Raw genomic sequence first — 12,540 nt, forward strand, 5'->3', positions numbered from 1 at the left:
TCAAAGTTTTATCACAAGAGTTAGAACAGTACCAAACTCTATGGCAGCCTTCTGAAACATTACCCAAATGGGATATTACTATTGTGCCTGTTTAACTGGTATTTTATTTTCTTGCAAGTCCCTTACCAGTCAAATGGGGGAAAGGCTTGGGCATGAAGGTAGCACGCAACCCGTGCTTTTCGGCAATTGTTTTGACCATATATTTAAAGAAGGTATGACGATCTGCGGTGACTTGGGCATCGGCGTACATCCAATTCATCTCAAACTGACCGTTTGCGTCTTCATGGTCGTTTTGGTAGGCACCCCAACCAAATGTCAACATGGCATCGCAGATTTCGCTAATTACTTCATAGCGGCGCATCAGGGCTTGTTGGTCGTAGCAGGGTTTGCTTTGGCGATCGCGCAAATCAGATATACTGTTACCTTCGCTATTAAGCAGAAAATACTCACACTCTACTCCTGTGCGGACGCTATAGCCTAACTCCAAGGCTTGTTTGAGGACGCGCTTCAATACAAGTCTGGGGGTTTGTTCTATGGGTTGTCCACTCATAGTGTAGAGATCCGCAGGCATCCAGGCAACTTCAGCCTCCCAAGGTAATTGAAACAGACTAGCTCTTTCGGGTATCGCTAAAATATCTGGATCTGCTGGAGTCATATCTAGCCAAGCCGCAAATCCCGCGAAGGAAGCACCATTAGCTGCCATGCTATCAATGCTTGCAGCAGGCACAAGTTTTGCCCGTTGCACCCCAAACAAATCGGTGAATGAAATTAGAAAATAACGGATACTCTTTTCGCGGGCAATTTCAGAAAGTGAGTTAGTCAAGTCGCTTTGCTCCAATTAAAAATTCAAAATGGAACCTAATGGCATTACTGCGTAGACGCGGAGCGGCTTGTCTGTGACATCGCCTGCAAGTTCGCCGTAAGTTTGGTACACTAACCTCGCTTCGGATAGAACTGCACCACACTCAAGCCTAAAGTTTTCTTTTCGAGTGAAAACTTGGGGATTTTGTCATATTGCTGATTGTCCCGATTTAGTCACAATATCCCTGTTGACTTTTATATAGCCTGGTTCAATGTGAGCAAAGTGCGGACTCAACTGCTTATGAGCATCAGCCAGCGCGTGGAACGGAATTGATGGGTATAAATGATGCTCTGCATGAAACGGCATATTCCACATAAAAAATCGCACAGGCCAGAGGGTTAGTGTTGTGCGCGTATTCGTCAGCCGATTAGCATCAAGAGTGCAACCTGTATGTTCTGCTAGCAGAATAAAACGCAGAATTGGCTGACCGACAATCAATGGCAGCAGCCAATAAAGTATAAACCAAGGCTGACCTACTGCAATTGAGAGAGCGTAAGCAGCTGTATAAACGGCTAATTGCAGTCGAGTGGAGCGAATAACTTCAGCACGTGCTGATTCTCTTATAAATGGGCAATCATCAAGTTGACCGAATGCAATCCGAAAATGCCCACGAATTTTTCCTAACCACCAAGGTAAACCGCTAATTATTAATAAGTATTTAGCAAAGTTGCTTGGTTTGGGGTCAGTTAATTCTGGGTCTTTATCAGGAACGCGAGTATAAAGGTGATGCCATTTATGATAGTAACGGAAGAATGTGCTGTTGTAAAATGAGAGCAAACCTGCACACCAAGCAATAGCATCATTTAAAGGATGAGCAGCGAATGCAGTTCTGTGAACGCATTCATGCATAGGTGCAAACATAGAAGCAATACTAAAACCATAAATCGCTAGTGCTGGTATTGCTAACGCCCAATTGCCCAAGTTTGTCGCCCACAGATAGCCGCTGCATCCCATGACAGTTAGATGCAAAGCCAGTTGAAGCAGCCCTTTCGAGTTGGAGCGATCGCTTAAAGCACTCAAATCCTGTACAGAGAGAATCTGATGGGGGTTGTGCTGCCCAGCAGCTTTACGATTTAATAATTCTAATTGAGTAACTGCACCATTAGACATAATTAATTTGCCTGACCGATAACCTATGTAGAGACGTTGCAATGCAACGTTTACACTCTACAAACAATCCTTAACTGAACTGTATTGTAGTTTATTCTGGTTTATTAAAGAAGTGATTAACTGATTGTTGAATTTAACAACCAAGAGCTAAATAGGTGTAGCGAACTGCAAACATCGGGACATGAAACTGCAAACAAGCCGCTAACAGAAACCACATTAACTGCAAATAAGAGGGGTCTCAAAACGTAAGGATTCAGGTGGCAGGGTATTGACAAAGGGGACACTTGAGGAGGAGTATCGCAAATATGAACCAAAGCCAGCCGTACTGTATTAGACCGAGAAAGTTTGAGCCAGTGAGCATCCTGAATAGACAAAAGCATAATAATCCTGCTGAGTTAGCAGCCAGGACTATGGTACAGCGACGCAATATCAGTTATGCCACTCAGACTACTGAGGGTACTAAAGCGATTGATACTTTTATGTCTCTGGTTGCGACTACCCGTAAGTTGGGAATCAGCTTTTTTGAATATGTGCGTGACCGGATTTCTGAGACTGGAAGAATCCCCTCTCTTGCGAGTATTATTCGTGAAAAATCTTTTCTTAATCCCTTTGGTTGGTCGTGGCAACCAGAATAATTGCCTCCCCCGAAGTATTGAGGGGATACGAATTTTGGGCGATCGCCTACAGTGGGCGTTAATATTATCAAATTTCAATAATTTCAATATAACTTCTTTTGGAGAGTGCATCAACAGTTAGTTATTAAAAAGTATAGGGTGAAGTGATAGGCGTGCGATTCCTAGTATCCAAGGAGTGGAATCTTGAAATGGTTGCACATAGTGCGTTGGTTCTTCAATTCTTCTCGCCAAGGCTTGAGGGCGATGCCTCCGGCGGGCGCTTGAGCCATCGCACTCTTTGATTTTCGGTGCATAGCAAGTGTACTGCTTTGTCACAAGCGATGGAACAGCGCTTCTTGAAGCCTACGCTCCATGAGTGCAACGTTTCCTCTAAGAATGGTTCCAAGCAAGAGTGAGCGATTTTCTTAGAGGAAAGTCAGCAATGGCGTGGGAGCGATCGCCCCTTTACCGATTTCCTCTCTACGAGACGCACTCGCGTTCGGCATCGCTCCCACTTGGGCCAGAACTGAAAACCCCATCACTCCCCATCCTTAACCTCTAACTGATAAATTCGCATCGATGGGTATTCGTTCATCATCCGCCAGTAATACCCAGTAGGCAGCGACGACACCCTACCACCGCAACGATACAAAAAAATTGGCTCACTAGAGCGCACAACTTTTTTAACTTTCTGCTCTAGGCTGGAGTCTGGGCGATCGCTGTTGTACCAAATAATATGCGCTTTTCCCAAGTAACCCGCATTTAGCAGACTAGCTCTCCAGCCATTCCATCAGCGATTGAATCTGCTGTTGCTCTACGCCGCAGCTTTGTTGTCCGTAGCTATCAATAGTTGGCTGGGCTGGTTTGGGTTTGAGGAAGCTTAAGAATGTAATGACGGTGAGAAACGCAACTATTACCAGAGTTCCCATTTGTTGAGGTGCGATACCTAGCTTGGGCAAGAAAGTGCGATCGCGATTTTTAGGTGACATTGGGAATATCCTGGCGTAGTTCCTCCGCCATAAAAATGCCCCTCTGAAGGGGCTTTTGATGTGCTTTATGTTTCTTCCAAGAACTTTATAGAATGATTCCGGTTCGGTATAAGGATTTCTGTATATCTGCCCATAGTAGCAACTGAATCAGTGGATGCTTTCATGCGATGCCTGCGGCGGGCTACGCCTACGCTGACTCTTCAAAATCGCTTCACAACAACTGAATCAATCTGCTGATTTTCACTACTTGGAGCGATCGCTTCCCCGTTGCTTTCGTTGACTCGCTTGTATTTTATGAGGGCGATTTTGACTCAGTAATTGACTTAACAGTATTTAACCGTATTTTTCATGAAATGATTGTATATTTTTTAATTTATGGCTGTGCCATAAAATCACACTTTTCACTGAATATCAATTCAAGTTTAGTTAAGTAAACACTAAAAACTACCAGTGTGAAAACTTGCAAAGCAACGATTATACTACCAAGTAAAAATTATGGGACAAAACACTTCACGTCGCTCAGTTTTCGTACAGGCAACTGTTAAGCTAATTCCCGCCACCACCAATGCCCGTGTGTTTCAGTTGTATTATGACGATTTAGCTACCTTTACTAATGACCAATGTGAAATCATCAATGATGAGCGCTTTAACTATGTAGAAGGTCAGTTAGTTTCTAATAATGCTGGTGGATGGCGTTATCTGCTAGAAGCGGCTAGCTTTTACAGTCCTCCAAGCATACCTAATAACGATTTGTTACTTGCGGATTTAAATTATACTCGTGGTACAGAACAAATAGAAGATAAAACAAAATTTGATTTTCTCAACCGTTTAGCTCCTACAGTTGCTTTTCTCAAATCTATTGGTGTTTGGTCTAATCCTCATCCTTGGTTAAACCTGTTTGTGCCAGGTAGTGCAGTTAACAGTTTTGTTGGTGAAGTCGCTGCCACCTTAACGCTAGCTGATACTGGTCTTGGGCCAATTCTGCTGTATCCAGTTAAAACTAAACGCTTCGGGCTACCCAATTTTCGGGTTCCGAACGAGAAGGTTGTGTTTCTGTTTGCCATATTGCGAACAGCAGTACCACCAGATGATTCTGTAATTACAAAAATGCTCAATGATAATCGTAGACTCTTTGAGCAAAATCGTGATTTGGGTGGTTACAAATATTCCGTAGATGCTATTCCCTTCTCCAAAAAGGATTGGCAGCAGCATTTTCATCCAGTTTGGCGAAATCTGGTAAGTGCAAAGCGACGTTACGATCCAGATAATTTACTAACGCCGAGTCAGGGCATTTTCGCAAACTGTTAGCCTAAACTTTTCCTCTGTTGCGATGGCGTACCCGCCCACCGTAGGCATCGCCCCCACCCAATCAAGCGAGGAAAATCCAAGCGCGTAGGCATAGCCCGCCGCAGACATCGCTCCTTTATTGCCACAGAAGATAATGTAGCGGAGAATACACTTGACTATAAGTAAAGATTTGGTATACCAAACCAACCAAATCCACAGAGAAAACGCGATCGCTCCACCCAATCAAGCGAGGAAACCACAAGCGTAGGCATAGCCCGTCGTAGACATCGCATACAAAAAAGCCCAGTCATCTCATAACTGGGCTTTTAGCTATCTCAATCAATTATTGTCGGTAGAGTAGTCTCATCAGAACCATTAGGCAGCAGGTTGTTCCAGATTAACTTTGACAACTTTGTTCTTTTCTTGCTCGGTTTTTGGCAGTGTCAGATTCAAAATGCCGTCTTTATAATCTGCGGTGACATTGGTATTTTGAATCCGAGCAGATAGAGGAATTACACGTTGGAACTTGCCGTAGTAGAATTCACTCTTAGTTGTGCCATTGTTTTCGGTTTTAGTTTCAGACTTGCGCTCACCGAAGACGTGAACAGCATCTTCAGTGACTTGAATATCTAAGTCTTTAGCTGACAGTCCTGGCAGTTCTAGTAATAGAAGAATCGCATCATCAGTTTCTTGTAGTTCAGCCGCAGGAACTCTGATAAAATCTCTGTCAAACCGTGCAGATGGTACTCTGGTATCTGCAAATAAGCTGTTGATTTGGCGTTCTAAAGCGTTCAATTCTTGCCAGGGGTTGTAACGAACTAGTGCCATAACTCTTTCTCGCATTAATTAGCTTCTGTTTAATTGTTTTTGCACTTGGTTTTGTGCTTATGTATTCATAATAAGTATGGTTAAAACTCCTGTAAATTCGGTTATCATCACCTAATAGAATGATGATTACCGTACTTAATTAGACCTAAAAAAAGATTACGGTTTACTCGAATTTCTTAGTACGGTAAACCAGAATCATAACTATTAATATCAATAATAATCAACTAATAAATCTGCTGTTGAAGGGGATAATGCAGTCAGACGATCACCCTACCCAATCGCAGCCATGATATGCGATCGCGGGCAAGTATCTACGCTTTTTCTTAGAGGAAAACGGGAGTGCGATCACACGCTCCATGTTTTTGGGGGCTTATTCATTGCGTCAACACCCTAGATGGGGGGATAAGGAGACTGTAAAGCGAGTAGCAAAAGTAGAAGTAGATTTACTAAATTATTATCCAAGTGTTGCTATTAAAATATTAGGAACTTGGGAGCATCGGGGAAATATTGAATTGTATTTCAAACACCGCTATCGGGACTTTAATCATCCCATTGGGTCTTTAACTGAGTACTATAAATTTAATGCTGAGGATGTCAAAATCGTGCTACGCGACTTGCAAAAAATGCAACCTAAAATACTATCTCAAGATGAAATAGATATTCTTGAGGAGAATTATAGCTGGGAGCAAATTGCTGTGTAATATTCTCAAAACACTTTATTATTTATCGATGAACTGAAATTCGTTTACCTCTTTCTTGCTTTCTTACCCACACCAAGAATTTTTGCATTTGCGGCTCATTACTGAGTTTTTCTAGAGTATTGAATTCTCTAGCAAGTAACTTGTTGTCAAACAACGCATGAATCTGACGATGGCAGGCAGAACAGATATTTGCTGTTAGGCCTGGATCTTGTTTCTTGCGTTTGGTATTTTGTCGCGGAACTAAGTGATGGACAGTTAAATGTTCCATCTCTCTGTGGCACAGTTCACATTGCTCTTGTTGGTTGTTAGACACCTGCTAAAGCTAAAACCCTATCTAATAGGATAGCTATTACTCAATACATTCTGCACGCGATCACCTACGGTAGGCGGGTACGCCATCGCGTGCGTGCTTTTTCAAGAGAGGAAATTGGTGGTATGCGATCACCCTTTTTCCTCTAAGAAACTGGAACTGGGGGGCGATCGCCAAAAATTGCACCTCGCCGCTCTAGGTCACGTTTCATATTCTCTGTAAGACCTAAACTTCCTCCAAACAAGGCATTCGCAACAATAGCGCCGCTCAGGTCGGCATCGCTCAGGTCGGCATCGCTCAGGTCAGCATCGCTCAGGTTGGCACAAATCAGGTCGGCACGGTTCAGGTCGGCACGGTTCAGGTAGGCATCGCTCAGGTTGGCACGGTTCAGGTCAGCATCGCTCAGGTTGGCACAAATCAGGTTGGCACCTCTCAGGTCAGCATCGCTCAGGTTGGCACGAATCAGGTTGGCACGAATCAGGTCGGCACGGCTCAGGTTGGCACCTCTCAGGTCAGCATCGCTCAGGTTGGCACCTCTCAGGTCAGCACCTCTCAGGTTGGCACCTCTCAGGTTGGCACCTCTCAGGTTGGCACCTCTCAGGTTGGCACGGCTCAGGTTGGCATTGCTCAGGTCGGCACGGTTCAGGTCGGCACGGTTCAGGTCGGCATTGCTCAGGTCGGCATTGCTCAAGTCCGCATCGCTCAAGTCCGCATCGCTTAGGTCAGCACTGCTTAAGTCAGCACTGCTCAAGTCCGCATCGCTTAATTTTCGACCTTTAACTGCTTTACTGGCAATCTCTTGCACTAAATGCCACTTATCATCAGATTCGTTACTTTCGTCTTCCTCTGAACTTTCGCTTAAAACTTGAATATCTTTAACAGGGAAACCGCTAATTGTTGTTAGTTCTCCTGAGTCGATGAGAGATATAAGCCGTTCGATATCCTCTTGAGAACCCTCTACGAATAATTTAATACTGCCTTTTTGAACATCAAGAATTTTGATGGTTTTTCCTGAATACTCTCGTAAAATCGATTCGAGAATTTTATGATTTGGAACTGAATTTATATCACCTTCTAATACGATAGCAACTATAATTACTTGACTTGATTCATCTATTACAGTCACTTGACGGCGAAGTGTCTGCACAGGCTCCACCCCCTTATTAGTATCGAAACTACTGCAATCGTTTCTTTCTAACTGCTCTGATTGTTCTTCTTCTGTTATTCCCGCAATTTCTCTCCAATTTAATTCCAGTTCTTTACATATCTTTTTAAAGGAATCAAGCTGAATAGGCTCACATTGAAAAAATTTTGTGACTGTAGTGCGAGCCAAAAGTCGAGACTTTGCAAAGTTGCTTTTTGAATCAAATCCTAGCCTCAGCAAAGCTTTTTCTGCTATTTCAACACCTTTTGGAGAGGCGATAATGGTAAATTTCCTTTTTTTTCTGCCAAGGCTTGGGTCTGTCATAGGTTGGCTAGAGTTTTTTATAAGCGATTATTTACGCAGTCACAACTAGGGCATAGGGCAATCATAGAATAGTCACAAATTGGTTACAACAAAATCATTGTATAGTCAGTATTGCAAGGGTTTTGCTCCACATTAGAAGTGTGAAGTCCACATGCTCTGCAAAATCCATGAATAACAAGCCAACTCCTAACTCTCACTCAATAATAGAATTAAGCATTGCTCAGGAACGCTTGAGACAAGCGCGTTACAGTTTCAATCTTGCATTAGTTACAACTGCATTGTCTGCCTGCATTGGTCTTGTAGGTGCTGGACTTCTACTTTTAGGAAAAGTTACAGAAGGAACAGTCACGGCGGCTGGTGGAATGGCTGCAAGCGTCCGATGCGTTCAGCTTGCTAAAGACACTAACGACAGACTCGATAAGATTTTAGCTGAGTTAGATGATGAAACTTAAATAAAATTTAATTGCGATCACCCTTCATTTACAGGTCATTTACAGGCGATCGCTCCTCATCCTCTAAGAATTTATTTCTTAGCTTTAGCTCTCTTAATAAAACCAATAATTTCCTCTAGCAGCACTCCCTCATTTTGCATTGATTGAATAAGTGCGATCGCACCTAATGGCACACTTCCAATACTTCGCCCCTTCCACTCGCCATCTATCTTTTCTTCCCAATTGAAACCCCAGCGCCAATGAGTAGGATCATCAAGCTGTCTGTGTCCAATGACACGAGGGTAAGAAGCGATGCTTCCATTTTTCAGCTTCTTATTTTCAATGTATCTGTACAGGCATCCTTTGCGCTGTCTGCCTTTTAGCTTCCGCACAGCTTCCGGCTGCGGCTGACTTTCCTCTAAGAAATTCTCTTGTGTTGTTTCACACCCTAACTTTTCCTCTAAGAATTTATCAATTAGGTGTTGGGGTGCGATCGCTAACTCATCGATAACTCGATCATCTCGTTCCCAGAAGTAGCATTTAATTTCACTGCTCCAATCAACAGTAAAACAAGTTTCCCAAACCTCAACAATTTTCCCAATATTTAAAGAGGAATTGCAGATATAAAGGTCTACTTTTACATCTGATTGTTTAAGTTGCTGCGAGGTTAGCAAGGTAACAGACTCGCTTAATTGCGATCGCTGCTTGGAGGGGGCAGACTGACCGGGCGTAGAGGTCGTTACAATCTCGTCGTTTATTGAGGTGGTGGCGTACTCCGGGATAAATGGGAGCTGCACTGATATTGTTTCTCCAGTATCCATCAAAGGATATTCCGCCCAGCCAACGGGGAACCCCATCATCCACCCTGGTACTGCTGGGTTTAACTTGTCGCCCTTGGTTATATATGGCCTTAATTTCTGCTCCAATCTGGTCGCCCCAGCTGGTCTGCATCCCGTTGAGCCTTTCGCATACGTTGTTGGTGTAGGCAACGATGAAAAGCCTTTCTCTTTCTTGGGGCGATCCGAGTTCCGCAGCTGATATGATTTGCGGATCATCCCAGACATAGCCAACCATTCGGAGTCCCCCAAGAACTGTTCGTAATCCTCTGTTGATAAGTCCTGTAGGATTTTCAATGATGATGAAGTTGGGGCGACCGTCTGCAATGCACCGCAAGGCTTCAAACCAGAGTTTTGATTCTGGGTGGTCAAGTCCTGTTCCGTTGCCTGCAATGCTGGTGCCGGTGCAAGGAAATGACACCCAATGGATGTTATGCTCTCCTGGTTTGGGGTGATAATTTCTGATGTCGGCGTGGATTGGAATGTTGGGGAAGTGATACTTGAGGACTTGCTGGGCATCGGGGTTAATTTCAATGAACTGGGTTGTTTTGACGCCAAGACTGTCCCCGGCAATTGTTGCCCCTCCAATTCCGGCAAAAACGTCAAGCATTGTAAGCATTTAAACCCACTCCCATTTAGTCCCGTTACATTTTCGGTTTGTTCTAACGGCTGTGTAAATTGCGCGAAAGTGTCCACCGGGGAGTATCCCCGTGGCGCATTTCGCGCTTTTTGTAACTCCAAGCAATTTGGCAGCAGATATTGCTGATTCGTAAACTTCTCCTGTGTCAGATCGCCTAATTGGTTTGGCTTTATACTCCTTCTCGCTGCTGTGATGTTTGGTGTGTTCTCATGCGGAGAAACACTCAAGGTTTTCAATTCGGTTGTCTTGCTTGTCAGAGTTAATATGGTGGATGTCCCATCCATCAAGGATTTGTCCGTTGTGGTACTCCCAGATATCTCGGTGAAGAAGCTCGCGCTCTCCATCGGTTCGGGCATAGTACCCAATTGGCTTAAGGGTATATTTAGCTCCGTTGAACATGATGAATGGTAATTGCTTCTTTTCTTTGAGGCTGTACCCGTGTGACTTAAGAAGTGTGTGGACTGCTCCTCTGCTGACTCTGTGAGCTTTGGCAATATCTGTTGTACTGAATCCTTGTTGGTAAAGCTCCCAATAGGCTGCTGCAAGTTCTGGCTTGGCGTTGAAATGTCCTGAATCAAGGCATTTGTCGTAAGCTCTGCGGGGTTGCCCTGCTTTTCTTCCCATTCTTCTGTACCATGACAATTGTTTAATAACATTGTACCTAAACTATTGTCATGGTACTCATCCAATTGTGTACAGCTTGAATTCTCCTGATTTAGGGTAATAGTCTTTGATGTCACTGTGGATGGAGATATCAGGAAATCTGTAGCTGAGAACGAGTTTTGCGTCGCGGTTATTTTCGATGAAGAGTTGAGTTTTGATGAGGTCTGATGCTCCGGCTGCTTCAATTCCGAGGTCAAACCCTCCAATTCCTGCGAAGAAACTGGCGTGTGTAAGTTGCATTCTGTCGCCTCTTTTTCCTCTAAGAATTTCATATCATCAAACCAAGATTCATCACAATGGACTTTCCGCTTGTTGTCCCATTCAATGGTGTAGGGCTTTTTGCCACTGTCTCTGATTTTTACTAGGGTGCAGATAGCGCTTTTATCCCACTTGGATTGAAAGCGATCGCCCACAGCCCATATTTTCTTAGAGGAAACTTTACTCATCTTTTTTACCTACTAAGTAAGCTTTATTCATTGCTCCCCACTGTTCGGGGCTGATAGCCTCAATTTCAGCCTTGCGCTGCTGCACTTCTCGGTCATCGTTAGAGGTGCGATTTGAAATTGCCAAACTGTGAGATTGAGCGATCGCACCAGTTGCAATATCAAGTTGCTTTTTATACCTCTCAAACTGCTGCTGTGTTGCCTGTCGCCAGTGTTCCCGGTTAATCCGGTCTAATTCCTGGCAAATCGCGGCTGTAAATCTCATATCTATATTTCTTTTCAGATGCAGCCAATTAGCGCCCTCATTACATCCTGGCGCTTGACATACTGGATTGCGATCAAGGGACGAATTATACTGAGGCATAACCAGCCTCGCTAGGTGTGGATCGACTATGCCCAAATCTCTACAACAAAAGCATCTCCAAGAAGGCTGCCAAATTTCTTTCTGATATCCGGGCTGGTCTTCGTCTCTTATAGGTTCTGGGGAAAATTCAGGTAGTTTCACGTTTCATCCCCCCAAATTAAATTGTTAGAGTTTGCCCACTCGTAAAATTCCTTGCGTTCCTTATCTAAATCTTTGCTTTCGTAAATGAACGCAGCGAACCCAAGGGAGCGAATTTTATCTAGCCACTCCTGACGGCGGGGGTCAGCTTCCCATTTTGAAGATTGCGCCGGGGAGACTTGCCCAGTTGACTTGTACCACTGACTACGCAGTTCATCAAAGTTCTTCTCTATCCAACGCTGAGGGAGTTGCGGGGGATTGGGTAACTGTGCGGCCTTCTTCTTAGCAAATTCAATAAAATTCTCTCTCTCGCCTTCTGAGAGAGTCTTTTTAAAGTCTGAATAAGTCTTAATGATCTTAGGGTTTTCAAACGCTTGTACAGTAGGCGTTTCAGGTTGTGTCGGCGACATCTGTGACGCTTCGGCGACATCTGTGACGCTTCGGCGACATCTGTGACGCTTCGGCGACATCTGTGACGCTAGGCGACATCTGTGACGCTTTCCTTTTCACCTTGGCCTTAGTGAATTCGACCTCAAAAACCTCATTTTCTTGGATGGCTTTTAAAGCTCTTTGAACACTGCGGCGACTGATTCCAATCTCTTCAGCAAGTTGTGAGGTATCAATCTCTAATTCCCTGCTGTTATCGAAAGGTAGGTGAACACTCAGCCAGCACCAAACCTTAATCTCTGATTCGCTAAGAGAGAAAATTAAAGGTAGATCGAATTCTGATAAGGGACTTGCAAGAAAATAAAATACCAGTTAAACAGGCACAATAGTAATATCCCATTTGGGTAATGTTTCAGAAGGCTGCCATAGAGTTTGGTACTGTTCTAACTCTTGTGATAAAACTTTGATT

General features: G+C 43.9%; 18 protein-coding genes. 4 read left to right on the forward strand and 14 right to left on the reverse strand.

The genetic code is table 11. From position 1 onward, the window contains the following. Positions 1-103 precede the first annotated feature (103 nt). On the reverse strand, positions 104-823 hold the full coding sequence (locus LC586_RS37030) for a hypothetical protein (protein WP_229490617.1): 720 nt from the start codon (positions 821-823) through the stop codon (positions 104-106). Positions 824-1,009: 186 nt separating this feature from the next. After that, entirely contained in the window at positions 1,010-1,972 is a 963-nt protein-coding gene (locus LC586_RS37035; RefSeq protein ID WP_229490618.1) for a fatty acid desaturase, read from the reverse strand. A 305-nt stretch (positions 1,973-2,277) separates the two neighbouring features. Between LC586_RS37035 and LC586_RS37040 the strand changes: the two genes are divergently transcribed. Then, positions 2,278-2,607: a hypothetical protein gene (locus LC586_RS37040; RefSeq protein ID WP_229490620.1), complete on the forward strand. Its 330-nt coding sequence runs from the start codon at positions 2,278-2,280 to the stop codon at positions 2,605-2,607. Positions 2,608-2,724: 117 nt separating this feature from the next. Here LC586_RS37040 and LC586_RS37045 read toward each other — a convergent pair whose 3' ends face one another. The 3 genes from LC586_RS37045 to LC586_RS37055 all read right to left on the reverse strand — a co-directional run bounded on the left by LC586_RS37045 (position 2,725) and on the right by LC586_RS37055 (position 3,575). Continuing rightward, positions 2,725-2,922 (reverse strand): hypothetical protein, encoded by a 198-nt coding sequence (locus LC586_RS37045; RefSeq protein ID WP_229490622.1) that lies wholly within the window; start codon positions 2,920-2,922, stop codon positions 2,725-2,727. 202 nt (positions 2,923-3,124) lie between these two features. Continuing rightward, positions 3,125-3,337, reverse strand: a complete 213-nt coding sequence (locus LC586_RS37050) for a hypothetical protein (RefSeq protein ID WP_229490624.1) — start codon at positions 3,335-3,337, stop codon at positions 3,125-3,127. Between the two features lie 19 nt (positions 3,338-3,356). Next, a complete protein-coding gene (locus LC586_RS37055; protein WP_229490627.1) occupies positions 3,357-3,575 on the reverse strand; it encodes a hypothetical protein in 219 nt (72 codons plus the stop codon). A 495-nt stretch (positions 3,576-4,070) separates the two neighbouring features. Here LC586_RS37055 and LC586_RS37060 point away from each other — a divergent pair, with 495 nt between their 5' ends. Next, positions 4,071-4,883, forward strand: coding sequence for a hypothetical protein (locus LC586_RS37060; RefSeq protein ID WP_229490629.1), 813 nt, complete (start codon positions 4,071-4,073; stop codon positions 4,881-4,883). Positions 4,884-5,237: 354 nt separating this feature from the next. Here the strand turns inward: LC586_RS37060 and LC586_RS37065 are convergent, their stop codons facing one another. Next, the gene (locus LC586_RS37065) at positions 5,238-5,690 is read right to left on the reverse strand and encodes an Hsp20/alpha crystallin family protein (RefSeq protein WP_229490631.1); all 453 of its coding nucleotides are present in this window, start codon (positions 5,688-5,690) and stop codon (positions 5,238-5,240) included. 377 nt (positions 5,691-6,067) lie between these two features. On the opposite strand from LC586_RS37065, the gene LC586_RS37070 reads away from it, so the two are divergent. Then, positions 6,068-6,391 carry a hypothetical protein gene (locus tag LC586_RS37070; protein ID WP_229490633.1) on the forward strand — a complete coding sequence of 108 codons (324 nt, stop codon included), beginning with the start codon at positions 6,068-6,070 and terminating at the stop codon, positions 6,389-6,391. 22 nt (positions 6,392-6,413) lie between these two features. Here LC586_RS37070 and LC586_RS37075 read toward each other — a convergent pair whose 3' ends face one another. Further along, positions 6,414-6,704, reverse strand: coding sequence for an HNH endonuclease (locus LC586_RS37075; RefSeq protein ID WP_229490634.1), 291 nt, complete (start codon positions 6,702-6,704; stop codon positions 6,414-6,416). 142 nt (positions 6,705-6,846) lie between these two features. Then, the gene (locus tag LC586_RS37080; RefSeq protein ID WP_229490636.1) at positions 6,847-8,169 is read right to left on the reverse strand and encodes a pentapeptide repeat-containing protein; all 1,323 of its coding nucleotides are present in this window, start codon (positions 8,167-8,169) and stop codon (positions 6,847-6,849) included. A gap of 167 nt (positions 8,170-8,336) precedes the next feature. On the opposite strand from LC586_RS37080, the gene LC586_RS37085 reads away from it, so the two are divergent. Next, the gene (locus LC586_RS37085) at positions 8,337-8,621 is read left to right on the forward strand and encodes a TRADD-N-associated membrane domain-containing protein (protein WP_229490638.1); all 285 of its coding nucleotides are present in this window, start codon (positions 8,337-8,339) and stop codon (positions 8,619-8,621) included. 71 nt (positions 8,622-8,692) lie between these two features. On the opposite strand, the gene LC586_RS37090 is transcribed toward LC586_RS37085, so the two are convergent. The 6 genes from LC586_RS37090 to LC586_RS37115 all read right to left on the reverse strand — a co-directional run bounded on the left by LC586_RS37090 (position 8,693) and on the right by LC586_RS37115 (position 12,154). After that, positions 8,693-9,274: a hypothetical protein gene (locus LC586_RS37090; protein ID WP_229490639.1), complete on the reverse strand. Its 582-nt coding sequence runs from the start codon at positions 9,272-9,274 to the stop codon at positions 8,693-8,695. After that, on the reverse strand, positions 9,252-10,055 hold the full coding sequence (locus LC586_RS37095) for a DNA cytosine methyltransferase (RefSeq protein WP_229490641.1): 804 nt from the start codon (positions 10,053-10,055) through the stop codon (positions 9,252-9,254). Before LC586_RS37095 ends, LC586_RS37090 begins: the two co-directional genes overlap by 23 nt. A gap of 228 nt (positions 10,056-10,283) precedes the next feature. Beyond that, positions 10,284-10,700 carry an HNH endonuclease signature motif containing protein gene (locus LC586_RS37100; protein WP_229490643.1) on the reverse strand — a complete coding sequence of 139 codons (417 nt, stop codon included), beginning with the start codon at positions 10,698-10,700 and terminating at the stop codon, positions 10,284-10,286. 57 nt (positions 10,701-10,757) lie between these two features. Then, positions 10,758-10,979 carry a DNA cytosine methyltransferase gene (locus LC586_RS37105; protein WP_229490645.1) on the reverse strand — a complete coding sequence of 74 codons (222 nt, stop codon included), beginning with the start codon at positions 10,977-10,979 and terminating at the stop codon, positions 10,758-10,760. 198 nt (positions 10,980-11,177) lie between these two features. Further along, positions 11,178-11,546 carry a hypothetical protein gene (locus tag LC586_RS37110; protein WP_229490646.1) on the reverse strand — a complete coding sequence of 123 codons (369 nt, stop codon included), beginning with the start codon at positions 11,544-11,546 and terminating at the stop codon, positions 11,178-11,180. Between the two features lie 137 nt (positions 11,547-11,683). Next, entirely contained in the window at positions 11,684-12,154 is a 471-nt protein-coding gene (locus tag LC586_RS37115) for a hypothetical protein (protein WP_229490647.1), read from the reverse strand. Between the last annotated feature and the right edge of the window lie 386 nt (positions 12,155-12,540).

Origin of the sequence: Nostoc favosum CHAB5714 (assembly GCF_020829495.1) — a bacterium.
Lineage (GTDB): Bacteria > Cyanobacteriota > Cyanobacteriia > Cyanobacteriales > Nostocaceae > Nostoc > Nostoc favosum.